Origin of the sequence: Paenarthrobacter sp. NPDC056912, assembly GCF_042786555.1 — a bacterium.
In the GTDB taxonomy this organism is placed as follows: domain Bacteria; phylum Actinomycetota; class Actinomycetes; order Actinomycetales; family Micrococcaceae; genus Arthrobacter.
This window is the reverse complement of the sequence record NZ_JBHUCD010000001.1, coordinates 50,735-75,090: the sequence shown is the minus strand read 5'-3', so window position 1 is coordinate 75,090 and position 24,356 is coordinate 50,735. Positions and strand designations below refer to the sequence as shown.

Annotated in this window: 21 protein-coding genes; 9 read left to right on the top strand and 12 right to left on the bottom strand. The window is 63.9% G+C overall.

From position 1 onward, the window contains the following. Positions 1-118: 118 nt before the first annotated feature. Positions 119-1,840, top strand: coding sequence for a PHP domain-containing protein (locus ACFRJ9_RS00375; protein WP_377663246.1), 1,722 nt, complete (start codon positions 119-121; stop codon positions 1,838-1,840). 7 nt (positions 1,841-1,847) lie between these two features. On the opposite strand, the gene ACFRJ9_RS00370 is transcribed toward ACFRJ9_RS00375, so the two are convergent. Both ACFRJ9_RS00370 and ACFRJ9_RS00365 read right to left on the bottom strand, forming a co-directional pair. Continuing rightward, on the bottom strand, positions 1,848-3,005 hold the full coding sequence (locus ACFRJ9_RS00370; protein ID WP_377663245.1) for an App1 family protein: 1,158 nt from the start codon (positions 3,003-3,005) through the stop codon (positions 1,848-1,850). 390 nt (positions 3,006-3,395) lie between these two features. Next, positions 3,396-3,971 (bottom strand): TetR/AcrR family transcriptional regulator, encoded by a 576-nt coding sequence (locus ACFRJ9_RS00365; protein WP_377663244.1) that lies wholly within the window; start codon positions 3,969-3,971, stop codon positions 3,396-3,398. 96 nt (positions 3,972-4,067) lie between these two features. On the opposite strand from ACFRJ9_RS00365, the gene ACFRJ9_RS00360 reads away from it, so the two are divergent. Both ACFRJ9_RS00360 and ACFRJ9_RS00355 read left to right on the top strand, forming a co-directional pair. Continuing rightward, complete coding sequence (locus ACFRJ9_RS00360) at positions 4,068-4,901, top strand: alpha/beta fold hydrolase (RefSeq protein WP_377663243.1); 834 nt, start codon at positions 4,068-4,070, stop codon at positions 4,899-4,901. Positions 4,902-5,139: 238 nt separating this feature from the next. Continuing rightward, positions 5,140-6,489 (top strand): MFS transporter, encoded by a 1,350-nt coding sequence (locus ACFRJ9_RS00355; RefSeq protein WP_377663242.1) that lies wholly within the window; start codon positions 5,140-5,142, stop codon positions 6,487-6,489. Positions 6,490-6,565: 76 nt separating this feature from the next. On the opposite strand, the gene ACFRJ9_RS00350 is transcribed toward ACFRJ9_RS00355, so the two are convergent. The 3 genes from ACFRJ9_RS00350 to ACFRJ9_RS00340 form a co-directional block, all read right to left on the bottom strand. Continuing rightward, complete coding sequence (locus tag ACFRJ9_RS00350; RefSeq protein ID WP_377663241.1) at positions 6,566-8,071, bottom strand: APC family permease; 1,506 nt, start codon at positions 8,069-8,071, stop codon at positions 6,566-6,568. A 142-nt stretch (positions 8,072-8,213) separates the two neighbouring features. Next, the gene (locus ACFRJ9_RS00345; RefSeq protein ID WP_377663240.1) at positions 8,214-9,710 is read right to left on the bottom strand and encodes an aldehyde dehydrogenase family protein; all 1,497 of its coding nucleotides are present in this window, start codon (positions 9,708-9,710) and stop codon (positions 8,214-8,216) included. 29 nt (positions 9,711-9,739) lie between these two features. Then, on the bottom strand, positions 9,740-10,246 hold the full coding sequence (locus ACFRJ9_RS00340; protein WP_377663239.1) for a hypothetical protein: 507 nt from the start codon (positions 10,244-10,246) through the stop codon (positions 9,740-9,742). Between the two features lie 120 nt (positions 10,247-10,366). On the opposite strand from ACFRJ9_RS00340, the gene ACFRJ9_RS00335 reads away from it, so the two are divergent. Together ACFRJ9_RS00335 and ACFRJ9_RS00330 are read left to right on the top strand one after the other, a co-directional pair. Then, the gene (locus ACFRJ9_RS00335) at positions 10,367-12,343 is read left to right on the top strand and encodes a primary-amine oxidase (RefSeq protein ID WP_377663238.1); all 1,977 of its coding nucleotides are present in this window, start codon (positions 10,367-10,369) and stop codon (positions 12,341-12,343) included. 98 nt (positions 12,344-12,441) lie between these two features. Continuing rightward, positions 12,442-13,047: a TetR/AcrR family transcriptional regulator gene (locus ACFRJ9_RS00330; RefSeq protein WP_377663237.1), complete on the top strand. Its 606-nt coding sequence runs from the start codon at positions 12,442-12,444 to the stop codon at positions 13,045-13,047. Positions 13,048-13,094: 47 nt separating this feature from the next. Here the strand turns inward: ACFRJ9_RS00330 and ACFRJ9_RS00325 are convergent, their stop codons facing one another. After that, entirely contained in the window at positions 13,095-14,477 is a 1,383-nt protein-coding gene (locus ACFRJ9_RS00325; RefSeq protein ID WP_377663236.1) for an MFS transporter, read from the bottom strand. A gap of 204 nt (positions 14,478-14,681) precedes the next feature. Beyond that, on the bottom strand, positions 14,682-15,596 hold the full coding sequence (locus ACFRJ9_RS00320; protein WP_377663235.1) for a LysR substrate-binding domain-containing protein: 915 nt from the start codon (positions 15,594-15,596) through the stop codon (positions 14,682-14,684). A 135-nt stretch (positions 15,597-15,731) separates the two neighbouring features. On the opposite strand from ACFRJ9_RS00320, the gene ACFRJ9_RS00315 reads away from it, so the two are divergent. The 4 genes from ACFRJ9_RS00315 to ACFRJ9_RS00300 are packed head-to-tail and all read left to right on the top strand — an operon-like array spanning position 15,732 to position 19,417. Further along, complete coding sequence (locus ACFRJ9_RS00315; protein ID WP_377663234.1) at positions 15,732-16,154, top strand: RidA family protein; 423 nt, start codon at positions 15,732-15,734, stop codon at positions 16,152-16,154. Continuing rightward, positions 16,151-16,822, top strand: coding sequence for a DUF1028 domain-containing protein (locus ACFRJ9_RS00310; protein WP_377663233.1), 672 nt, complete (start codon positions 16,151-16,153; stop codon positions 16,820-16,822). Before ACFRJ9_RS00315 ends, ACFRJ9_RS00310 begins: the two co-directional genes overlap by 4 nt. Then, positions 16,812-17,969, top strand: a complete 1,158-nt coding sequence (locus ACFRJ9_RS00305) for a M20 family metallopeptidase (RefSeq protein WP_377663232.1) — start codon at positions 16,812-16,814, stop codon at positions 17,967-17,969. The genes ACFRJ9_RS00310 and ACFRJ9_RS00305 overlap by 11 nt, the downstream gene beginning before the upstream one ends. Before the next feature lie 23 nt (positions 17,970-17,992). Beyond that, positions 17,993-19,417: an aspartate ammonia-lyase gene (locus tag ACFRJ9_RS00300; RefSeq protein ID WP_377663231.1), complete on the top strand. Its 1,425-nt coding sequence runs from the start codon at positions 17,993-17,995 to the stop codon at positions 19,415-19,417. 154 nt (positions 19,418-19,571) lie between these two features. On the opposite strand, the gene ACFRJ9_RS00295 is transcribed toward ACFRJ9_RS00300, so the two are convergent. The 5 genes from ACFRJ9_RS00295 to ACFRJ9_RS00275 all read right to left on the bottom strand — a co-directional run bounded on the left by ACFRJ9_RS00295 (position 19,572) and on the right by ACFRJ9_RS00275 (position 24,356). After that, the gene (locus tag ACFRJ9_RS00295; protein WP_377663230.1) at positions 19,572-20,849 is read right to left on the bottom strand and encodes a flavin-containing monooxygenase; all 1,278 of its coding nucleotides are present in this window, start codon (positions 20,847-20,849) and stop codon (positions 19,572-19,574) included. 229 nt (positions 20,850-21,078) lie between these two features. After that, positions 21,079-21,495 (bottom strand): hypothetical protein, encoded by a 417-nt coding sequence (locus ACFRJ9_RS00290; protein ID WP_377663229.1) that lies wholly within the window; start codon positions 21,493-21,495, stop codon positions 21,079-21,081. Positions 21,496-21,638: 143 nt separating this feature from the next. Then, complete coding sequence (locus ACFRJ9_RS00285; protein WP_377663228.1) at positions 21,639-22,901, bottom strand: MFS transporter; 1,263 nt, start codon at positions 22,899-22,901, stop codon at positions 21,639-21,641. After that, positions 22,898-23,302 carry a MarR family winged helix-turn-helix transcriptional regulator gene (locus ACFRJ9_RS00280; RefSeq protein WP_377663847.1) on the bottom strand — a complete coding sequence of 135 codons (405 nt, stop codon included), beginning with the start codon at positions 23,300-23,302 and terminating at the stop codon, positions 22,898-22,900. The genes ACFRJ9_RS00285 and ACFRJ9_RS00280 overlap by 4 nt, the downstream gene beginning before the upstream one ends. Positions 23,303-23,486: 184 nt before the next feature. After that, on the bottom strand, positions 23,487-24,356 hold the full coding sequence (locus ACFRJ9_RS00275; protein ID WP_377663227.1) for an SMP-30/gluconolactonase/LRE family protein: 870 nt from the start codon (positions 24,354-24,356) through the stop codon (positions 23,487-23,489).

Below are 24,356 nucleotides of genomic sequence, written 5' to 3'. Positions count from 1 at the left end.
GCATCGAGCGCATAGCGGGCCTCACACCACCCACCGTTCCCACGCAGTTAACCTCCTTGCCATGGCGCTTCCCTAGTGTGATTCCGCCGAGGACCCGGCACCAACAACAGGAGACGCGATGTGTACCACGGACGAAAACAGGACTACCCACAGCCGCAGTGTGGAACTGGCCGACGCTGAGCTGAAAGCCATGGGCTTGAGCCGCCGGCGCATTCTGCAGTCGGCAGGTATTCTGGCGGCCGGTACCGCAGCCTCGGCAGCGGTGGCACAGCCGGCGATGGCCAACCCGGGTGGCAACGACCCCCAGCTGAAATGGCTCGTGGGAGACCACCACGTGCACACCCAGTTCAGCCACGATGCGAAGTACATGATCAAGCAGCAGCTGGACGCGGCCCGGTCCTACGGCGTGGACTGGCTGGCCCTGACAGAGCACAGCAACTTCGGCCACGCCAACAATGGGGGTGCCGTCAACGCCAACAAGGAAATCCGGACGCAGCGTGCTGCACGCCCTGACTTGCTGATTTTCCAGGGCTTGGAGTGGTACATCCCTGGCGCCGAGCACGCCGCGATACTCGTTGCCCCGGGCCCTAACGAAGTGAACCTTCTGCGGACCTTCGAGCTCGTGTGGGACGGCAAGCTGAACCAGTGGGAGAAACCGGTCCCCGGGACAGCCCAAGTGGAGACTTTCGAACGCAAAGCAGTGGAAGCCATCGCTTGGCTGGCCAAACAGCGGCACTCCGGCTACATCGACGACGTCGTCGCCTTCGCCAACCACCCCATGCGGCTGGGCATCGACTCCCCTCACGAACTCCGGGCGTGGCGCGATGCCGCCCGCGAGATCATGATCGGAATGGAAGGTGCCCCGGGCGCCCAAGGCTCAGGAGTCAGCCAGTTCGCAAGTGCTGGCGACCAGCGCGGCGAATACAACAACAACCCCACACAGTTCAGCTTCCCTGGCTACCCGGCGGATGCCTTCCGTCCCTACGGCGGTTTCGACTGGGCCACTGCCACTGTGGGCGGCCTGTGGGATTCGATGCTTGCCGAAGGTTTGCCGTTCTGGATCACGTCCAACTCCGATAACCACCTCACCATCAAGGACACGTGGAAAACCGGCCCCTACCCGGCGGAGGAACCTTACCTGAGCCTGCCCAACGAATTTGATCGCTGGTCTGTCACCGGCAAGCGGCCCGACCCGATCGAGACCGGTGAGAAGCAGGGTGGCAGCGACTACTGGCCAGGACAGTTCAGCCGACTCCACACCGGCGTCACCAAGCGCTCTTACTCGGGAGTGCTGGACGCCATGCGGAATGGCCGTATGTGGGTTGACCACGGGCACCTGCTCCAGGGCTTGGACGTCCGGGTTCGCGAGGCGCGCGGCAACGGCAACGGCCGCAACGGCCGCAACGGCGTTACGTTGGGTTCACGCCTGAGCGTGAGGCGAGGTGCCGACGTCGAAATTTCCATCACCATTACGACGACGGGCTACCGCAACTTCGCCGGTATCCTGCCAAAGCTTGCCCATGTGGACGTGATCGGCGGTTCCATTAGCGGGGCAGCGGGCGATCGCGACACGATGAAGGCACCGGGAACCAGCGTCTGGAAACAGATCGATGTATCAGGGCGTACTGGCACGTTCACCATCAAACACGTCATCATGGACGTCCAGAAGTCCTGCTACTTCCGCCTCCGCGGCAGCGACGGCAACCGCCACGGCGCTGGCTACTATGGCGCGACAGTGGATCCCGCGGGTCCCATTCGCCACGGCAACAATCTTGGCGACGCCGATCCTTGGTCAGACACGTGGTTCTACGCGAACCCCGTCTTTATCGACGTGGTGTGACCGCTCTTCAGCCGCTTTCCTTGGTCTCGTCAGCTTCTTCCGGCGAATCCGAGGACCGCACGTTGCCGTGGATGATCCCCAGCTGCTCCAGCTGATCCGACATCCCTGCGCCGTCCGGGGCATAGACCCAGGGGATGCCCGGAGTGGGCTGCTCCCCTGACTTGGACCGCCCGCCGGCGAGCACTGCTTCGCCGGGCGAGAGTTGACGGATGGCGATGGCCTTGACGTTCTGCGGGTGGCGCTGCGCGAAGTCGGAGTAGATGGCTTCGTCGTGCTGTCCGTCGTCTCCCACCAGCAGCCACTTGATGCCCGGGAACTCCTCCGCGAGGCGTTCCAAGGAGCTTCTCTTGTGCTCCTGGCCGCTGCGGAACCAGCGGTCCGGGGTTGGCCCCCAGTCGGTCAGGAGCTTGGGGCCGGCGGGATACAAATTGCGGGAGAGGAACCGCGACAGCGTGGGCGCCACGTTCCAGGCTCCGGTAGACAGATACAGCACGGGTGCCTTGGGCGCCGTCCTCACGATCCGTTCGTACAACACGGCCATGCCCGGCGTCGGGGTCCTTGCATGCTCGTTCAGTACAAAGGTGTTCCAGGCGGCAAGGAATGGACGCGGCAGGGCTGTGACCATGACGGTGTCGTCAATGTCGGAGACCACGCCAAAGTCGGTGTCGTCCGCGACGATCTCCACGGGAGCTTCTACCGTCCCGGATTCCCCTGATTGGAGGGTGATGGTGTGCCAGCCTGCGTGGAGGGCCACCGGGATCCGCGCATCCACCACACCGCCACGGTCCGCCTCGACGTCGTGGACGGTCCCCGCGATAGTCACCTGCACGGCGGCGTGGGCTACTGGCGCGCTGGTGAAGTTGCGCCAGCCACGCATGCTCTCCTGTAACGGTTTTAGGTTCCCCGCGCGGGAACCCTTCCCGCTATCGCGCGGATCGCTGCGGACAACCCGGGCCAGCACCCGGACCCAGGAGGTGGTCCCGTAACCGGCGTAGGGGATGACAGTCACTACCCGGCCACGGCGGATGGCGAGGCGTGTCTGGAACCTGAGCCACGCGTCGTCGAGCCTTAACGCGAAATGGCGGCCCGGAGACTTGGCCGGCGTCTGCCCGCCGCTCTCATGGTTGACGGACAGGGCACGCGGCTTCACGGGACGGGGACACATGCGTCCAGTCTGGCACGGGAGAACACGGACGAGTTCCGCCGGTCCCCGTTGTGAAGCGAGCCGGAGTTCTCCTATGCCTGGCTGATGTCTATGCCTGTGACGGGCGCGCCGGCACACTCACAAACGAGCGCGATACGACAAATTTCGGCAGGGCGTTGAGCGTCATTGCCATCGAATCGTCCTCGCCCCGGGTGGGCCAGAATCCGGAGAAGATGTCGCACGTTTGCGTCCCAGAAGCAAGGCGTCCATCCGATTGATGCCCGCGACGATCACGGCACCTGTCTCTTCGTCCGAATACGCTGCCTGCCAACCGCCGAACTCAAAGCCGCCACCGCGGTCACCCTAGCGACGAGCGCGCGGCCGGTCGAGGGGTCGCGGGCCGGAGCCTTCCTAGGGCTGCGGGGCCACGTTGCCCAACGCTGCGTCGATCAGGACCTGGGCAGCGTGCCGGGCCTGTCCGGCAGCATCCGCGGTTCCCGAGATCGCGGCCGTGGTTTGCGCGCCCTCGGCGAGGATCGCAAGCTGCGGCGCAAGGAAAGCCGGCGCACCTGCCTCTTCTGAAAGCTTGCCGACGTATTCCTGGAACGATTCCTTGTGCTTGCGGGCGTACTCGGCAACTTCGGGGCTGATGGCACCGAGTTCGGCGAAGCTGTTGATGAACCCGCATCCCCGGAACGAGTCCTGGCAGAACCAGCCTGCGAGGTAGTCGAAGATCGCCAGCAGCCTTTCACGCGGCGCTGCGGCCTGGCGGACTGTTGCGTCCAAACCTTGGGTCCAGGAGTCGTGCCGCCGCTCCAGCACCGCCATCACGATGGCGCTCTTGGACGGGAACTCCTGGTACAGCTTCTTGAGCGAAACTCCTGCCGCCGCGCGCAGTTCGTCCATGCCAACGGCTTGGATTCCCTTGGCGTTGTACAGCTCATCGGCGGTCTCGACGATGCGCGTACGGGGCTCGGAAATATTCATTCTCCAATAGTACTTGAAAGAAGAACGATCGTTCTCTACTATTGAAACCACGAGAGAGAACGAACGTTCTCCCACTCAAGACAAGGAACAGACCCCATGGGCTTCATCAAAGTTGGAACCGAGAACAGCACGGACATCGAGCTCTACTACGAGGACCACGGCACCGGTCAGCCCGTTGTCCTGATCCACGGCTACCCCTTGGATGGCGGGTCGTGGGAGAAGCAGTCGGCGGCCCTTTTGAACGCCGGCTACCGCGTCATCACCTATGACCGCCGCGGATTCGGCAAGTCCAGCAAGCCCACTACGGGCTACGACTACGACACCTTCGCGGCAGACCTCAACACGGTCCTGGAAACGCTGGATCTGCAAAACACCGTGCTGGTCGGCTTCTCGATGGGCACGGGAGAGGTGGGGCGCTACATCGGCACGTACGGCGAAGCCCGCGTGGCCAAGGCGGCCTTCCTCGCATCCCTGGAACCGTTCCTCCTGCAGACCGACGACAACCCCACCGGCGTTCCATCCTCGGTCTTCGACGGCATCCGCAACGCCGCCATCGAGGACCGCTACGCCTGGTTCACCAACTTCTACAACGACTTCTTCAACACGGACAACTTCCTCGGGAACCGACTCAGCGAGGAAGCCCTGCGCAACGCCTGGAACGTGGCCTCCGGCTCATCCTGGTGCGCATCCTTCGCAGTGGTGGACTCCTGGCTCACGGACTTCCGCTCCGACATCGAAAAGGTGACCGTCCCCGCCCTGATTGTCCACGGAACAGGTGACCGCATCTTGCCCATCGACGCAACCGGACGCGAGTTCACCAAGCGCCTGCCCTCCGCCGAGTATGTCGAGATCGAGGACGCTCCGCACGGCATGCTCTGGACGCACGGCACCGAAATCAACGACATCCTGCTGCGCTTCCTGGCGAAGTAGGCCGCCGGCCCGGCTGCCACCGACACAGAAGACGTACGACGGCGGCAGGTCGCCTCACGGTTCCAACGGAACCCAGGGCGACCTGTCGTCGTCGCACGTTGACGTAGCGCAGGTCACGCCCTATGCTTTATGAATCGATTCAAGAAGTAACCTTCCTCACGCTGAATGACCACCAGTTCAGTCCTGGATGGGAAGAGCTCTTGTTCCTTGCCAAAGACGACATAGGAGTTCAGACGCAATGACGGTTATGCATGGGAGGGATGTCCCCTCCACCCACCACGACGCCGCCGGCCGCAAAGATCCGAAGAAAGCCGCGATGAGCGGCTGGATCGGCAGCGCACTGGAGTACTACGACTTCGCTTTGTACTCGCTGGCGGCAACGCTTCTCTTTCCCACCATCTTCTTCCCCACCGAGAATCCGACAGTGGGCATCATCGCCTCGCTGGCGACGTACGCCGTCGGCTACGTTTCCCGTCCGCTCGGCGCCGTAGTCCTGGGCGCTTACGGCGACCGGCACGGACGCAAGAAGGTGCTCGTCTTCGCGATGCTGCTCATGGGCTTCGCTACCTTTGCCGTCGGGCTGTTGCCCACGTACGGGCAGGTCGGACTTCTTGCTCCCGTACTCCTGGTGATCCTCCGTTTGATCCAGGGTTTCGCGGTGGCGGGCGAACTTGGTGGTGCGAGCGCAATGATCGTGGAGCACTCCCCCGATGCAAAACGCGGCTTCTTCGCGAGCTTCAGCCTGCAGGGCACGCAGGTTGGCTCCATCCTCGCCACCGCCGTGCTGATTCCGCTCGCCGCACTCCTCCCCGATGAAGAATTCCACTCATGGGGCTGGCGACTGCCGTTCCTGCTCAGCGCCGTGGTGATTATCGCCGGGTACGTCATCCGCCGCCGTGTGGAGGAGCCGCCCGCCTACCTGGCGCAGGCCGAAGAAGCCGGCGCCAAACGCCGCTTCCCGCTGGTAGACCTCCTCCGCACCCACCCCTGGGTTTTGGTCCGATGCATCGCAATGACCTTCACCAACGTCATCGGCATGGCCACACTCATCTTCGGCGTATCCTTCGCGACCCAAAAGGGCTACGGCATCGGGTTCTCCAGCAGCGAGTTCCTTTGGGTAACCATGGCAGCCAATGTGGCTGCGGTTGTGACCATTCCGATCTTCGGCGCTCTGTCCGACCGGATCGGCCGCAGGGCACTCATGGTGGCCGGTGGGGTCACCGGTGGATTGCTGACCATGGGTTACCTGTGGGCGATCCAACAGGGAAGCCTGCCCCTGGTGTTCATCTGCGTGGTGATAGTGCAAGGCATCCTCTTCCAGATGTGGAACGCCACCTTTGCCACGTTCTTCCAGGAGCAGTTCCCCATGCGCATGCGGGTGACGGGCTTCGCTGTCTCACAAAACATCGGGCTCATGATCGCTTCCTTCTTCCCGAGCCTGTTCACCGCGATTGCCCCGCCCGGATCAGCCAACATCCCCCTGGTCATCGGCCTGACCACCCTCGGTATCTGCTTGGTCTCGGCCGTCGCCACCCTCCTGTCCCCGGACACCAGGGGCAAGTCGCTGGACGACCTCGAAACACGCTAGATCGTCGAAATCGCCGGAAAGGCTCCAGTTCGCTGGTCCTTTCCGGCGATTTCGCACGTCTCCGGCGATCTCGGAGTCAGTCGCTGACCAGTTCAGCTGCCTGACTGACAGGAGCCACGGCCTCCCGCACCTTCTTACCGCGGACATAACCCACCAGGCCCAAAGCCAGGATGCAGCCGAGAGTACCCAGGGCGAAGGCCTCAAAGGTGAACTGCGAAACGCCCCAGGTTGCTTCGAAGTCGTATTCCAGGCCGAAAAGGATCTCCAGTGTTCCCGGGAAGATAGCCACCCACGAGCCCACCAGTATCCAAAGGAAGCAGATGGCACCGAGGACGCGGAAGCCGAGGTCGGAAACCGGAACCTTGAAGGGGCGCTCCGTCAGCGGATACTTGCTCCTCAGCCTGACGGCAGCGGGGATGGCGAGCAGGTAGCTGAGCAGGAACGTGGAGATGGCGATCGCCAGGACCACCCCGAACAGGGCACTGCTGGTGCCGCTGAGTTGCATGGCGGCGAGCATGAACAGTGTCGCCACTACTCCGGAGAGCGTATTCACACGGATGGGGGTACCGAGCTTGGGATGGAAGCGGCCAAAGAAGCCGCCAAAGAACGAGCCATCGGCGGCGGCCATGGCCTGCATGCGGTCGCTGATGATCATCCACGCCGCGCCTTGGGACACCAGGACAAAACAGAACACGACGGCGGAGACGGCCAGCATGGCGTCGGCGGCGGGTCCGAACACGGCATAGACCGTGGACACTGCGCCGAAGAGTCCACCGATGCCGGTGATCTGGTCAAGAGGCACCACCAGCAGGATGGCCAGGATCGGCAGGAGGTAGCTCGCCGCGGCGATCATGGAGGACCTGGCAACCGAGATCGGCACGTCCTTGGCCGGGTTCTTCATTTCCCCCGCTGCGCTGTTGCCGGATTCGAAGCCAAGGAATGAGAACAGCAGCAACGGGGTGACGCCGAGGAAGCCGGCCAGCGTGGGTGAGAAGAAGCCCAGATCCAGTCCGTTGAAGCCGTGCTGCAGCCCGTAGATCAAGGTGACGATGATGAAGAAGGTCAGGAATGCGACCTTCAGGATGGCGCCGAGCGATGGCAGCCACTTTCCGTGCTTCAAGCTGATGATGGCCGAGGTCACCGTGATCCAAATGAAGACCAGCTTGAAAATGTAGTCGCTGACGCCGCCTGCTTCCACGTGGCCTACATACTCGGACCACGTTTCCACAGCCACGAACGCCATGGCCCCACCCACCCAGACAGGCTGCGTCACCCAGGTGAAGAGGGAAGTGATGGCTGCGACCACCCGGCCGAAGGCCATCTTGGTCCAGACGTAAACGCCGCCCTCCTCCGTGAACGCGCCGCCGGTCTCAGCGAAGATCAGGCCATACGGGACCATGAACGTGACGGCGAGGATGAGGGTCCAGGTGAAGGTTTCTCCGCCGAAGCCGGAGACCTGGCCCAGGACCTCCACGGAGATGACGGCTGCGACCACCAACAAGAGGATGTCGAAACGGCCCAGGGATTTCTGCAGATGGTTGCTTTGCTCTTGGGCTAATTGGGTTTGGGCTGGCTGATCCATGATCGGTCCTTTGCTACTGCTTAAGTTTGCTACTGCGCAAGAAGGGTGGGAAGGGGAGATGAGCATCAGCGTAGGCTCGTGATTCGCATCACGTAAACAAGGGAACTACGATCCACATCATCGATTTTTTAGATGAATCGGATCAGCCGAATTGGATCCAGGTGGTCTTTGGCGCCGTGTAGTTGTCGAACGCATGCAGCGACAAATCACGCCCAAATCCGGACTGCTTGAAGCCCCCGAAAGGCGTGGTGTTACCCAAGGCGTCCACCGTGTTCACGGACACTGTTCCGGCCAGCAGGTCACCCGCCACTCGATGCGCCCGGGACAAGTCCGACGTCCACACGGACGCGGCCAAACCATAGTCCGTGGCATTCGCCATGGACACGGCCTCGTCCTCCGTATCGAAGGCGTGCAGCACGGCAACGGGGCCAAAAATCTCCTCGCGGTGCACGTCATGGTCAGCCGGGAGGCCGCCCAGCAGTGTGGGCTCCAGGTAGGCGTCAGAACCGCGGATCACCCGCCGCTCACCGCCGAAAAGCACCTCACCGTCGGTTCGGCCACGCACGATCCAGCCTTCGACGTCGTCGGTATGGGCGCTGCTGATCAGCGCACCGTTGCCGTCCAGGCCCGCGAGCGGATCCGCAGGACCGTAACCGGCGGCGGCGAGGGCGAACAATGCTGCGAATTCGTCGTGGATCCCGCGCTGGACCAGGATGCGGGAGTTGGCCGAACACACTTGGCCTTGGTTGTAGAAGGCGCCGAACGCCGCCTTCGCCGCAGCCGTAGCAAGATCAGCGGTGTCCGAGAAAATGATGTTCGAACTCTTGCCCCCTGCCTCGAGGCCCAGCCTCTTGAGGTTGCTGCGGCCGGAGGCTTCAAGCAGCGTGCGGGAGACGGCAGTGGAGCCCGTAAACGCCAACGCATCCACGTCCATGTGGTGCGCCAACGCAGCGCCTACTTCCCGGCCCGTGCCGGTAATGACGTTCAACACGCCATCCGGCAGCCCGGCCTCCGCGGCCAGTTCGGCCAGCAGCAGGACGCTCAAGGACGTCTGCTCCGCAGGCTTCAACACCACCGTATTGCCTGAAGCGAGCGCCGGGGCCAGCTTCCACACGGCGATCTCCAGGGGGAAATTCCACGGCACGATCGCGGCAACAACACCCAACGGTTCGCGCGTCACAAGGGCCGTTGCCCCCTGCGGAACCGCCGGAAGTTCGCCGCTCTGCTTGTCCGCAGCCTCCGCGTACCAGCGCAGCGTGGAGATGGCCCCCGGCACATCCACGGTGGTGGTCTGCAGAATGGGCTTGCCGCTATCAAGGGTTTCCAGAAGCGCCAGCTGGTCAGCATGCCGCTCCATCAGGGCGGCCAGCGCCAGCAGCAAACCCTTCCGTTTTTCAGCTCCCAGGCGGGACCACGACGGAAAGGCTTGCCGCGCCGCTGCCACCGCGACGTCCACGTCGCCTGGACCACAGGCGGCCAGCTCAGCCAGGACCCTGCCGTCAATGGGGCTGCTGGTGGGGCGGATTCGATTGCCAAGGCCGGTTGCGCGGCGGCCGTCCACGAACGCCCGTCCGTCGATGGCCAAGGCATCCGCCCGGGCCTGCCAGTCGGTGGAAATCATGGTTGAGGTGCTGTTCATTGTGGCTCCTGGGTTGGGTTTTCGGTGACTCAGTAAGTTAGTGCTCGACGGCGGTGCGGGCCGCGGCGTGCGAGGCGCAGGGCGGCCGAAGCGCCCATGAGGCAGACCAGTTCAACGGCGATAAGGGTCAGCATGGTGACATCGTGGGCCGGAGAGGATGCCGATTCCGTCCCGCCGTGGTGGCCGCCGGCGCCGTGCGTTACCAGCAGCCCAGGCGTCACCAGCAGGACCATGTGGACAAGGATCATGACCGCGCTCATGGCCGCCAAGTGCCCGGCGGCCCGCTGAGCCGGCATCCTGGCGTGGCCGTCATGGCCCGCCCTCCTGCCGCAAAGCCTCCCCCGCATCAGGGGCGCGATGCAGGCAAGGCAGGCTATGCCCATGGCGCCCATCCACCACGCCATTACTCCTACCGGACCGGTTACGGCAGCCAGCACGTGTGCTGTAGCGCTGCCCGCAGCGGCTGTACCGACGAGGCCCGCCGGAACGGGGGCAACGGGAAAGCTCCGCCAGGGTGGTCGGGGTTGCTGGTCCATGGTTCTCCTGGCTGGCCGGCGTGGTTTGGGTCTAGGACTTTACGCCGGGCTTGTGAGGTGGGTAACATCAAAGCGTTGGTTGAACAGTTGTACCATCAAAATTCGACTTCAGGAAGTGCCATGACCCTTCAAACCACCCCTCTGGCCGCAACGACGCAGGCTCCCCTGGGGCACCATCCGCTTGAGCAGCTCTCGGCACAGGAAATCCACCAGGCCCGCCGGATTCTGGCAGGGGCCGGCCTCGTCGCAGAGACCACCCGTTTCGCCTACGTGGGCCTGATCGAACCGCCCAAAGCCGCCTTCCTGGGAGACGCCGCAGCTGCCCCTCGCCTGGTCCGGGCCATGCTCTGGGATGCCGCGCAGTCACGCTCGCTGGATATTCGCCTTTCGCTGACTACTGGCTTGGTCCTGGACCAGCGGGAACTCAACCCGGAAATCGACGGCCAGCTTCCGGTCCTCTTGGAGGAATTCGGGATCATCGAGGACATCCTGGCCGAAGACCCGCAGTGGAAGGCAGCCCTCGAAGCCCGCGGCCTGAGCCCGGCCCAGGTCCGTGTCGCTCCCCTGTCGGCAGGCGTCTTCGAGTACGGCAACGAGGAGGGCAAGCGGCTGCTGCGAGGCCTCGGATTCCGCCAGGACCACCCCGCAGACCACCCCTGGGCACACCCGATCGACGGCCTGGTGGCGTTTGTGGACGTGGAGAACCGCCGGGTCAACCATCTGATCGACGACGGCCCGGTTCCCGTCCCGGAGGTCAACGGCAACTACACCGACCCCGCGATCCACGGCGAGCTTCGCACCGACCTGAAGCCGATCGAGATCACCCAGCCCGAGGGCCCCAGCTTCACCTTGGAAGGCAACCACCTGTTTTGGGCCGGCTGGGACCTGCGCGTGGGATTCGATGCCCGCGAAGGATTGGTGCTCCACCAGCTCCACCACTCGCTCAAGGGACGCCGGCGCCCGGTGGTCCATCGCGCGTCCATCTCCGAAATGGTGGTTCCCTACGGCGACCCCTCCCCTTACCGGAGCTGGCAGAACTACTTCGATTCCGGCGAATACCTGGTGGGCCGGGACGCGAACTCCCTCAAGCTTGGGTGCGACTGCCTGGGCGACATCACGTACATGTCCCCCGTGGTGGCGGATGACTTCGGCAACCCCAGAGCCATTGAGAACGGCATCTGCATCCACGAAGAAGACGCCGGGATACTCTGGAAGCACACGGACGAGTGGGCCGGCTCCAACGAGGTCCGCCGAAATCGCCGGCTTGTGATTTCGTTCTTCACCACGGTGGGCAACTACGACTACGGCTTCTACTGGTACCTCTACCTGGACGGCACCATCGAATTCGAGGCGAAAGCCACGGGCATAGTCTTCACCGCCGCACTGCCGGACAAGGACTACGCCTACGCCTCGGAGATCGCTCCCGGCCTTGGCGCGCCCTATCACCAGCACCTCTTCAGCGCCCGCCTGGACATGATGATCGACGGCGCCACGAACCGTGTTGAGGAACTGGACCTCGTGCGCCTCCCGAAAGGACCCGGAAACCCGCACGGCAACGCCTTCACCCAGAAGCGCACGGTGCTTGCCCGCGAATCGGAAGCAATCCGCGACGCCGACGGCGCCAAGGGACGGGTGTGGCACATCAGCAACCCCGAGTCCCTGAACCACCTGGGCCACGCTGTGGGCTACACGCTCTATCCCGAGGGCAACCCCACCCTGGCCATGGCGGACGATTCCTCCATCGCCTCACGGGCAGCCTTCGCCCGCCACCACCTCTGGGTCACGCAGCACGCCGACCACGAGCTGTACGCAGCCGGCGACTTCGTCAACCAGCACCCGGGCGGCGCGGGGCTTCCCGCGTATGTGGCACAGGACCGCGACCTCGATGGCCAGGACCTCGTGGTGTGGCACTCGTTCGGGTTGACGCACTTCCCGCGCCCGGAGGACTGGCCCATCATGCCCGTGGACACCACCGGCTTCACCTTGAAGCCGCACGGTTTCTTCGACGAGAACCCCACCCTCAATGTTCCGTCGTCGGCCACCAACCACTGCGGCACCGCCGTCGGGCAGGCCGAGCCCGGCCACTGCGGGCACTGAAGCCCACCGCACTCACCACCGCGGGCGCGCAGGCGCGCTCCCGCGGTGGTAGGGTGCTCACGGTCCCAGCCATGAACCGCCGCGAATGAAGGAGCAGCATGCCCCGCTTGGTCGATCACCAGGAACGGCGCCGTTCCATCATCGAGACCACGTGGCGGTTGATCGCGGACCAAGGCATCGAAAACGCCAGCATGCGGGACATAGCGCGGGAATGCGGCTATGCGGCGCCCGGCGTGCTGGCCCATTACTTCCCCAACAAGGACGCCCTGCTGCTGGCCTCCTACGAGCTGATTTGCGAGCGGACCAACGAACGCATCGCCGCTGGCACCACCGGCCGCCGTGGTCTGTCCGCGCTGCGCAGCCTTTGCCTGGAGATCATTCCCGCGGATCCGCTCACCGTGGTGGAAGCCCGCGTAGCGGTCTCCTTCTGGCAGCGCGCCCAGACGGAAGACGCGTTGCGCGCCGTCGGCCGGGACGCTTTGCTGCACTGGCGCGGACTGGTGATGGGCTTCCTGGCCCAAGCACAGCACGACGGCGACTGCGAACCGTTAGCGGACCCGGATGCGGTTGCCGATGAACTGCTGAACATCATGATGGGCCTGCATGTCACGTCAATGCTGGATCCCGATGCCGTCACTGGTTCCCGGCAGCGGCATCTGGTGGAGCGGGCGCTGGCGCGGCTCTCGGCGCAGAAACTGCCGTAGCCCGGGCTTGGATTCAAGCCCGGGCTACGGTGTGAACGGCCACTGTGTCAGCTGCGGACCTTTGGTGCTGCAGGTGTCTTCACGGCTGCAGGTGTCTTCACGGCTGCAGGCCGGGCCGATGTGATGTCCTCTTCGCCAAGAAGGTCCTTGCCTTTGCTTTCCTTCATGCTCAGAACGGCGGCCAGTCCTACCAAGCCGACCAGGATGAGGTAGAACGCAGGCATCATCTCGTTGCCGGTCCGGGCGATGAGCCAGGTCAGGACGTAGGGCACGGTGCCGGCGAAAATGGCTGCGGTGACGCTGTAGGCGATGGAAAGACCGGTCTGCCGTGTCCGGGTGGGGAACAGTTCAGCGGCAGCCGCGGCATGGACGCCGAGGATGAGGGCCAAGATAACGCCCAGGCCGATGGTGCTGACGATGCCGGCCCAGGGCGTGCCGGAGTGCATGATCAGGAACAGCGGGTAGGCCAGCACCACCAGTGAAACAGCGGCGGCGATCAGCAGCGGCCTTCTGCCGATCCTGTCCGAAAGCGCACCCACCAAGGGCACCAGGATCAGGCCCGCCACGGAAGCTGCGGTGGAGAGCAGGGCTGCGGTCCCGGCGTCGAATCCCAGGATCTTCTCCTGGTACGTCAACAGGTAGACAAGGACCACGTAGAAGGTCACGTGCATCATGATTTCCAGGCCACTCATCTGCAGGAGCTGCTTCCAGTGGCGGGTGAAGACTTCCTTGACCGGGCTCTGCGGAACATTGCCCAGTTGCTCCACGGAACGGAATTCCGGAGTGTCCTCGATCTTGGACCGGATGTAGAAGCCGACGATTCCCATCGGAACGGCGATCAAGAACGGAATCCGCCAACCGCCGTCGGCAATTGTTTGGGCGTCCATGACGCTGGTCAGCACGAACACCACCAGCGAGGCCGCCAGGAAGCCAAGGAGGCTTCCGAACTCAAGCCAGCTGACGCCGAAGCCACGGTGCTTGCGGGGTGAGTATTCTGCGAGGAACGCCGCCGCGCTGCCGAACTCGCCGCCGGCCGCGAGTCCCTGAACCACGCGGGCAGAGACGAGCAGGATGGGTGCCCACAGGCCGATGGCGTCATAGGTGGGCAGCAGTCCCACCACCAGCGTCGCCGCACTCATGGAGAGGATGACGATGGAGAGCGTCTTCTTGCGGCCGATCTTGTCGCCGAGTGTTCCGAAGACCAAGGCGCCCAAGGGGCGGACGCCGAAGCTGATGGCGAAGACGGCGAAGACGGACAGCAAGGCCGCGGTGCTGTCCTGCTGGGGGAAGAAGACGACGGCGATGGTGGAGGCGAGGTAGGCGTAGATGGCCCACTCGAACCAGTGGACAAAGACGCCGATGGAACCGGCAGCGACGCTGGTGCGCAAGCCCTTCCGGCCGATCTGCCCCTCGTTGTTATTGGTGTTCACAGTTCCTCCTGGAGGAAAAGATCCGATGCTGGATGGGGAGAGCGAGCCTGGGGCGGTCGACGTTGACCGACCGGGGGCTGCGCCACCAGAACACGTGACTTGGGTCACGCCCGTTTGCTGGTATAACCATTTTCGGACGCGACTACTCGATCTGTCGAATAGATTTTTAACACTAAGTGCATCTATTCAGCAGATGTACTTGAATCAGGCGCGTGCCGCGCGCGCAGCGACGATCTGATGCCTGACAGCCTGCGCCACGGCCCGCACCCGGGCGGTAGGGCGGTGCGATTTCAGGTGGGCCAGGACCGTCTTCAGCTCCGGCACTTCGTCGCGGATTTCCACGGTAGCCAGCTGGCCGCCGTCGTACGTCAACTGGTGCTGCGGGCGCTGGTGAAGAATCGAATACCCGAGTCCCCGGGCCACGAAAGTACGGACCGTTTCATAGCTTCCCGAGCGGAAACGAACGTCCGGCTCCCGGCCGCCCAACCTCGCAATGGACAGCATGAGGTCGCGGGTATGCGGCAAATCCAGCAGCACGAAAGCCTCACCGGCCAGTGCCGACAACTGCACGTTCGCCGCCCCGGCGAGCTTATGGTCGGGCGGAAGGGCCACATAGGGGCGGACCGTATCCACCACGGAACTAGCGATTGCGTCCGGCAGGTCCAGGTCATAGCACAGGGCCACATCCGCCTGACCGCTGAGCAACGCATTGATGCAGCCGGGGGTGTCGGTTTCGATGACCTCTGTTTCGAGGGCAGGGTGGTCCTCCCTGAGCTTGGTCAGGACTCCCGGGAGCAGGAACGGCGCCAAGGTGCTGAAGCAGGCAATGCGGATGCGCCCGGCAACGCTCTGGTGTTCACCACGTGCATGGTCGATGCTCTCCTCGACCTGGGCCAGGATGGCCTGCGCGTCGCGCACAAAAAGCTCTCCCGCGGGCGTGAGGACCAAGCCCTTGGAGCGCTGCCTGATGAAGAACTGGGTGCCGACATGCCGCTCCAACTGCGCAATGGCGGCCGACACCGCGGACTGCGCCACATTCAGGCGGAGGGCCGCGCCGGTCATGGAGAGCTGCGCCGCCGCTTCGACGAAGTAGCGCAGTTGCGTCAGGGTTACGTCCATTCGACGAGAATACACCTTTCATCTGAAATGCCGATGCAATCGTTCTAAAAGAACTGTTGGACAGATTCAGGCCGCCCACGGAAGCTGAAGGTTACAAGCATCCGCTACAAACCCCGACCGAAAGGCAGCTGCCAAGTGAAGCACCAGCGTATCCGCACGTTTAATACGAAGGACACCTACCCCGAGCAGAACCTGGACAACGATCTCTGCCAGGCCGTGGTGGCCAATGGCGTTGTGTATCTTCGGGGCCAGATCGGACAAGACCTCGACACCCGGGAATCAGTGGGCATCGGCGACGTCGAGGCACAGACGGAAAAGGCCATGGCCAACATCGACATGCTGCTCAAAGAGGCCGGCAGCAGCCTCGAAGACATCGTCAAGGTGACGGTCTACCTCATCGATCCGCGCTACCGCGAAACCGTCTACCGCACCATGGGGCGCTGGCTCAAGGGCGTTTTCCCGGTGTCCACCGGAATCGTTGTCCAAGCACTTGCCCGCCCGGAATGGCTCGTGGAAATTGATGCCACAGCAGTGCTCTCCACGGAGGGACAGCAGTGACGTTCAGCGTTGCCGCCACGGACGGCCACGGCAGGTTTGGCATAGCCGTCTCCTCATCTTCGCCCGCGGTTGCCGCACGCTGCGCGCACCTTCGCGACGGCGTCGGCGCCGTCAGTTCGCAGAACATCACCGATCCGAGGCTTGGCTCCGCGCTGCTTGACCGGCTCCAAGCGGGCTATTCCGCGCAAGAGGCGATTGACGCCGTCGTGCAGGAATCGCCCGCGGTGGACTACCGGCAACTGGTGGTCCTGGACGCAACCGGCGGGTCCGCTGTGTTTAGCGGGGCGCATACATTGGGCGTGTTCGGCGAAGGCCGCGGTCCCCAAAGCGTGGCGGCAGGCAATATGCTGGCTCATCCAGGTGTCGCGCAGGCCCTCTGCGACGCCTTTGAGTCAGAAGCAGGCGAGCTCGAAGTGCGCCTCATGGCCGCCCTCCAAGCGGCCGAAGCTGCCGGCGGCGAGGCCGGGCCAGTGCGCTCGGCCGGCATCTCCGTGGTTTCCGGCCATGGATGGAGGGACACGGACCTGCGTGTGGACTGGCATGAGGACCCCATCGCAGAACTCGGTCAATTGCTGAACGTGTGGCTTCCGCAGCGGCAGGACTATGTGATTCGCGGGCTCGACCCCGCAGCTTCCGTCGGTTACGGGGTGGCCGGCGATGAGCGCTGAGCAGGCAACCACCACCAGCCCGGCGGTTCAACGTGCGCGGGTTCTGGAGGCCGTGACGTCCCGGCAGGCCTCCCTGATCGGCCTCTCGGAAACTCTCCACGCCAACCCGGAACTCGGGTGGCAGGAGCACCGCGCCGCAGCATGGACCGCCGACTACCTGGCCGGCCACGGCTTCAAGGTGGAACGTGAATACCTGGGCTTTCCCACGGCCATCCGTGCCGTGTTCGGAACAGGCACGCGGCGCGTTGGGCTCATGGCCGAGTACGACGCACTGCCGGGCTTGGGCCACGCTTGCGGCCACAACATCATCACCGCAGTCTCCTGCGGCGCGGCGGTTGCCCTGGCTGAATTTGCCGCCGAGCGTGACCTGACCGTGGAACTCTACGGAACGCCGGCCGAGGAAGGCGGCGGCGGAAAGATCGAGCTGCTCAAAAAGGGCGCGTTCCTGGGGCTGGACCTTGCCATGATGGTCCACCCCAGCCCGGTCGATTCCGCAGAAGCCCGCCCCTACGCCGTGGCCCACAACCACGTGGAGTACCGGGGCAAATCTGCCCATGCTGCGGCTTATCCGGACCAGGGCGTGAACGCCAACGATGCATTCATTGTTGCCCAGGTGGCCTTGGGACTTCTCCGTCAGCAGCTCCCCCCCGGCACCCGCGTCCACGGCATCCAAACCCGCGGCGGCGAAGCACCCAATGCCATCCCGGAGAAGACAGAAGGCCGCTGGTACGTCCGCGCCGAGTCGCTCGCCCAGTTGGGCAAGCTCGAAGAACGTGTCCACCGCTGCTTTGAAGCCGGTGCTGTGGCGTCGGGCTGCGAGTTGTCAGTAACCCCGGAATCAGAGCCATACTCGGAGTTCCGCACGGACCTGCGAGCACTGGAGCTTTACGTGGGCCATGCAGAATCGCTCGGCAGGGACTTCAACGCACCGCCGGAGCAGGCCACCATGAACCGGGCCTCCACCGACATGGGCAATGTTTCCCAGCTGGTTCCGGCCATTCATCCCTATATAGGGCTCGGCTGCTTCCCTGCAGCCAACCACCAGCCGGAGTTCGCCGCGCATTGCGTTGGCGAGGCAGCCAACCTGGCGATTCACGACGGCGCAGCCGCCTTGGCGCTTACGGCGCTGGATTACCTGGCGGAGTAGCCGGACTTCTACGGAACAGGACCATGACAGATCAACCTTCCGCTCCCGCCCCCATCCCCGGATCGCGGCGCGAGCACGACAGCCTCGGGGACGCCGATGTCCCGGAGGCTTCCTATTGGGGCATCAGCACGCTGCGGGCAGTAGACAATTTCCCGGTCAGCGGACGAACCATCGGCACCCTGCGTTCCCTGGTTTGGGGACTGGGTGCCGTGAAGTGCGCGGCGGCCCGCGCCAATGAGGGCCTGGGCCTCCTGGACCCGGGGAAGTCCGCTGCCATCCAACAGGCTTCCCTGGAAGTCATGGACGGGCTCCTTGACGAGCAGTTCGTCGTGGACACCATCCAAGGCGGAGCCGGGACCAGTACCAACATGAACGCCAACGAGGTCATAGCCAACCGTGCCCTTGAACTCATGGGTCACGCCAGGGGCGCCTACGCCGCACTGCATCCCATTGACGATGTGAACCGCAGCCAGTCCACCAACGACGTCTACCCGACGGCCATCAAGATCGCCCTGCAGCGGGAAATCTCGGAGTTCTGCGCCGAACACGGCAGGCTTATCCGGGCCTTCGATGCCAAAGCTGCCGAGTTCGCCGGCATCATCAAGGTGGGCCGCACCCAACTCCAGGACGCTGTCCCCATGTCCATGGGACAGGAGTTCGGGGCGTTCGCGGAGACCCTGCGTGAGGATGGGAACCGGCTTTTGGAACTCTTGCCGCACCTGCGCGAATCCAACCTGGGAGCCACGGCCATCGGGACAGGCATCACGGCTCCCCCGGCGTACCGTGCAGCTGTCATCAGCGAGCTCAGTTCAGTGACCGGCTTGGAACTCATCTCGGCGACCAACCTCGTGGAGGCCACCAGCGACACCGGCGTGTTCATGCTCGTTTCCGGTGTGCTCAAGAGGGCGGCAGTGAAGCTGTCCAAGATCTGCAACGATCTCCGGCTGCTGTCCTCGGGCCCGCAGACGGGCTTCGCGGAGATCTTCCTCCCGGCAGTCCAGGCGGGGTCATCCATCATGCCCGGCAAGGTCAACCCGGTCATCCCCGAGATGGTCAACCAGGTTGCCTTCCGCGTCATCGGCGCGGATGCGACCGTGACCATGGCTGTGGAGGCCGGGCAGCTCCAGCTCAATGCGTTCGAACCGGTCATCGCTGATTCCCTGCTGGAGTCGATTGCGTGGCTGACAGTGGCCTGCCGCCAGCTCCGGACCCACTGCGTGGACGGCATCACGGCGAACACCCAGGTGTTGCAGCAGCGCATGCTTGACTCGATCAGCGTCGTCACCGGCTTGGCGCCTTTGATCGGATACGCGGCTGCCGCCGAACTCGCCAAGGAAGCTCTCGCTTCACACCGCGGCATTGCAGAACTTGTGCTTGAGCGCGGGCTGCTTGACCCGCAAAGGATGGAGTCGGCTCTTTCAGCGAAGTCACTGGCAGGGCTGGACTGAGTCAACAACCCCGCAAGGCCCGACGGCGGCACTCACGCGAGTGCCGACGTCGGGCTTTTTTGTGCGGAACCACAGCCAAACGTCCCGCACAGCAAAAGGGACCATGCCGCTGTGGCATGGTCCCTTTTGCCGTGGAGGCTCAGAGCATGGAGGGTTAGACAGCGCCGCTCGTCACCAGTGCGTGCTGCTGGTTGTGGTCCAGGTAGCTCCGCTGGATGGTGATCTGGTCAGCGACGTACTTGGCGTCGTGCCAGACGCCCCAAATGAAGCTTGATCCACGGCGCGACTGCCACGGCAATCCGAGGAAATAGACCCCCGGCTCGGTGGACACTCCGCGTTGCTGCAGCGGCTTGCCTTTCTCATCGAAAGCATCCACCTGCAGCCAGCTGTAATCCACGGCGAATCCAGTGGCCCACACGATTGAGGCAACTCCGGCTCCGGCGAGGTCGAGCTCACGGATGGGGTTGGTGAGGCTCTCGGGGTCGGGGCGCAGGAGGCGGGCTTCCGGCTCGTCCGGGAGGTCCAGACCGTTGCGCTCAATGTAGGCGTCAGCCTCGTCGAGCAGCTCAAGGTAGTGGGCGTCGCCGTTCTCGATGTTGTCTCGAAGGTCCCCGGCGAAGCGCATGGTCCCGTTGTCGAACGCCGTGGTCCGTCCCACCAGCTTGATGCCGCTCTCCGCGAGGGCCCGAAAGTCCACCGTGTGGCCGCCATCGGCTCCACTCACGGCGATGGTGACGTGCTCCGCACCCGCTGCGGGCGTTGAAGCGTCCCACTTGCCGAGCACTCCCAGCCACCAGCAGAAGTCACGTCCGCGATAGTTCCGCGGCGGCCTGTCATGGGGTCCGACCGAGAGGAAGACCTGACGGCCCGAGCGCTGGATTTCGGCCGCGATCTGGACACCTGACGATCCCGCGCCAACAACCAGCACGGCACCTTCGGGCAGTTGGCCAGGGTTGCGGTATGAGCTGGAGTGCATCTGGACCAAGTCAGCGGTTTCAGGCACGACGGCGGGGATCACCGGCCGCTGGAAAGGTCCGGTTGCTGCCACCACGTAGCGGGCCTTGAACTCGCCGTCGGAGGTCTCCACCTGGAAGCCCGGCGTGCCGACGTTCCTGCGGACGGACTGCACCTCAACGCCGCAGCGGATGGGTGCGCCGATCTTTTCTGCGTAGGCGACGAAGTAGTCTGCCACCTGTTCTTTCGAGGGGAATTCGCCGGGCTCGACGTCCGTGAATTCCAGTCCCGGAAAGCGGTCATGCCATGCCGGGCCATTCGCCACCAGCGAGTCCCACCTCATGGTGCGCCAGCGCTCGGCGATCCTGTGCCGCTCCAGGACCAGGTGCGATATTCCGCGCTCGCTCAGGTGCTCGCTCATCGCAACTCCGGCCTGACCTGCGCCGACGACGAGGACCTCAACCTCTTGGCTTGTCATGTGGATCTCCTCTTTGGCGAATTGTCACAGCGTGCATCGGGGCTCCCGTCGTTGGGAGCCCCGGAATGGCTGTCGCTGTGGCCATTTTCTGTGACGGTTAATTCATTCTCACTGCGAAAAGCGCATCTGCATAGCGAATAAAACTGCGAAACCAAATCGAAAATATTGATGAAGGAGGGAACGGTGCCAGAACGGACGCGAGCCGCCGGCAACTGTATCCGGGTATCGCCTAAGCGCGCACGGGTCCTGCCGCGTGCGTTTCCCTGAGACTGGCCTGGCATGCTGCCGCACGCCCTTCGACGTCTCCGTGGACGGCGGCCGTCACTGCCTCCACTACGGCAATCTGCCCCGTCGTATCAGGGACGCCGGGAAACTGAAGTTGGGGTTCTTCGTCTACCGCCAAGGGCGCATTCTGCGAGCGCATGCGCAGCAGCGCGACGGCGGAGATCAGGAACCACGCAATGTTGGTCACCACCGAAGGCCACGCTTCGTGAAGGGCACCGTTGGCGATGAAGGTACAGGCGCCGATCAGGTTGGCGATCTGGAAGCGCCTTCCCGCTTTGAGCCAGCCCATGGAGACTGACAGGTAGGCACTCAGGATCAAGGCCGCTCCCGTCCAACCGGCGATTTCCCACAGCAGTTCCATGGTGTTCCTTCAGGGTTGCCCGTCGTGCTTTTGCTGTGCGGGATGGTGGATGACGACAGAATCTTACGTTGCGGTTGTGGCTGCAACAAAAGCGGACGACGGCGGGTGCTTCCCGTCGTCGTCCGCTTGCGTTTGTTGCACCCCTAGGATGCTTGGGCTTCGCGCCTCCGCAGCCAGGCGCCGCGCACTTGCTCACGGATGGTGCGCTGGCTGCGCCGGCTGACCAGGATCACCGAAGCTATGCCGGTACCGAGTACTACGGCCCCGCCGACGGCCACGGCCCATCGAGCACCAAATTCAGTACCGATCCAGCCCATCAGGGGAGCACCAATCGCTGTCCCGCCTTGCAGGATCGCCAGATACAGGGCCAGCACCCGTCCCCGGAATTGGGGCTCGACGGATAGTTGGATGGTGGTGTTGCAGCTGTTCAGGAACGTGATGGAGGCCAGCCCCACCGGGACAAGGACTGCGGCGTAGATCCAGAATGTTGGCGAAATGCTGGCCAGGAGGGTGAAGGCGCCGAGGCTCAGGGCGCCACCGAGCATGAAGCGCAACCGTGGACCTTGGCGGCGGGCAGCGAGCAGGGCGCCGGCCAGGGTCCCCACGGCCATGATGGAGCCAAGGAGGCCAAACTCCTCCGGACCCATGCCGAATTCGGCAGTGGACATCAACGAATTCGTGACAGGGAAGTTCATGCCGAAAGCGCCCAGCAGCCCCACCATGACCAGGATGAGGACAAGGTCCGGGCGCTGGCGGACATACCGCAGGCCATCGGTGACCTGGTGCTTGCCGCGAACCACTGGAATGCTCGGCTCAAGCTGGGAGACCTTGACGCGGAGAAGGGAAATAATGACCGCGACAAAGCTGGCCGCATTGAGCAGGAACACCGGACCTGTGCCGATCCACGCAATCAGCACACCGGCGATGGCCGGGCCGGTAAGGCGGGCACTGTTGAAGGAAGCGGAGTTCAGCGCCACGGCATTGGAGATTTTGTCCGGTCCCACCAGTTCGGAGACGAACGACTGCCGGGCCGGGCCATCTATCGCTGCGGCAACTCCGAGCGCGAGGGCTGCAAGGTAAACGTGCCACAATTGCGCCACGCCCGTGACCACCAGCAGCCCGACCAGTAAGCCGCAGATTCCCATGGCAGTCTGTGTCCAGAGGAGGATCACGCGCTTGCGGTAGCGGTCGGCCAGCACGCCTGCGTAGGGGCCCAGCAGCAGCATGGGCAGGAACTGCAGCGCGGTGGTGATACCGACGGCCGTTCCCGAGTGGTTCGTGAGGACAGTCAGGACCAGCCAGTCCTGGGCGACGCGCTGCATCCACGTGCCGATATTGGACACCAGGGCACCGCCGGCCCATAGCCGGTAGTTGGGGTTCTCCAAGGCGCGGAACATCGCAGTCATTTGGCACTCATTTCCTGCATGATGTGCGCGGCGCGGCTGAGCGTCAGTCGGTCCTCCTCGCTGAGTCCGGCAACGCGTCGGGCCAGCCAGGCGGTCCGTTGGCTGCGGGCTTCGGCCAGGACTTCCTGCCCGGCGGGAGTGATGCTGATGTGGACCTGCCGCCCGTCCACGGGATGGGGCTGCCTCTGGGCGAAACCCTGGTCGGTCAGGGCATTGACGATCCGTGTCATGGAGGGCGCCTGCACGTGCTCGCGCTCGGCCAGTTCCCTGAGCGTCTGCGAACCGGCATTCAAATGGGCCAGTACCGTGTACTGCCCGGGAGTAATGACGTCTCCAGTGGCTTCGATGCGAAGTCTCCGGGATGTCCGCATCACTGCGGTTCGGAGGTCGATGGCCAGCATGTCGGGCCGGATGTCGTCTGGTTCCTGATGTGGGTTGCTCGCCGGGGCGGGTGTTGCGCTGGCCGCTGTCACTGGGAGGCGCCTCCTGAGGTAGGGATAATAGTTAGCAGTGCTAATTAGCTCCGCTAACTATCATGCTCCCCTCCCCCGGATGTTGTCCATGGGATGTGATGAGCGTTTCCTTCTACCGGGCCGCGGCATCCCGGGTGGACGTGCGCAGTCGATACAAGCTCGTGGTGGCGGTGATGTAAAGGTCGCTGCCATCCGGGCCGCCAAAACAGAGATTGGAGACTCTCTCCGGAACGTCGACGGCGGCCAGCAGTCCGCCGTCGGGGGCGTAAACGCGCACCGAAGCCCCGGCGGAGGTCCAGACGCGTCCCTGGACGTCAACGCGGAACCCGTCCGAGGCCGCGTCGTCCTCAAGCTCAACAAAAGTCCTGCCTTCCCCGCACGCGCCGCCTTCAACCGGATAGACAGCAATTCGGAAAGGCACTCCCCGGCCTGGACCAGCCGTATCCGCCACGTAGAGCAAGGATTCATCCGAGGAGAACGCCAAGCCGTTGGGGTGGATGAGGTCCTTGACCACCGGAGCCAACTCTTCCGTTGACGGGTCGAATCGGAAAACATGGCAGGCTTCGTATTCCTGCTCGCCTTCGTGGCCTTCGGTTGTTCCGGGGAGGATTCCGTAGGGCGGATCCGTGAACCACACTGTGCCGTCCGCGGCCACCACAACATCGTTGGGCGAATTGAGCCGATGCTCACCGAACGATTCGACGATTGCCGTCACTACGCCGTCGTGGTCCCTCTCAACGCGGCGTCGGCCGTGGCTGCACTGCACCACGCTGCCGTCATGATCCAAAGTCCGCCCGTTGGTGTATTCGACGGCGGTGGCATACTCGCGCGTCAGACCGGAAGCCGGGCTGAACTCGAGGATCCGATTGTTGGGGATGTCGCTCCAGCGAACCGTCTGCGACTGCGGAATCCAGACAGGGCCCTCTGCCCAGACCGTTCCTTCAAACAACTTCTCCAGGGTGCCGGTGATCAGATCTTCCAT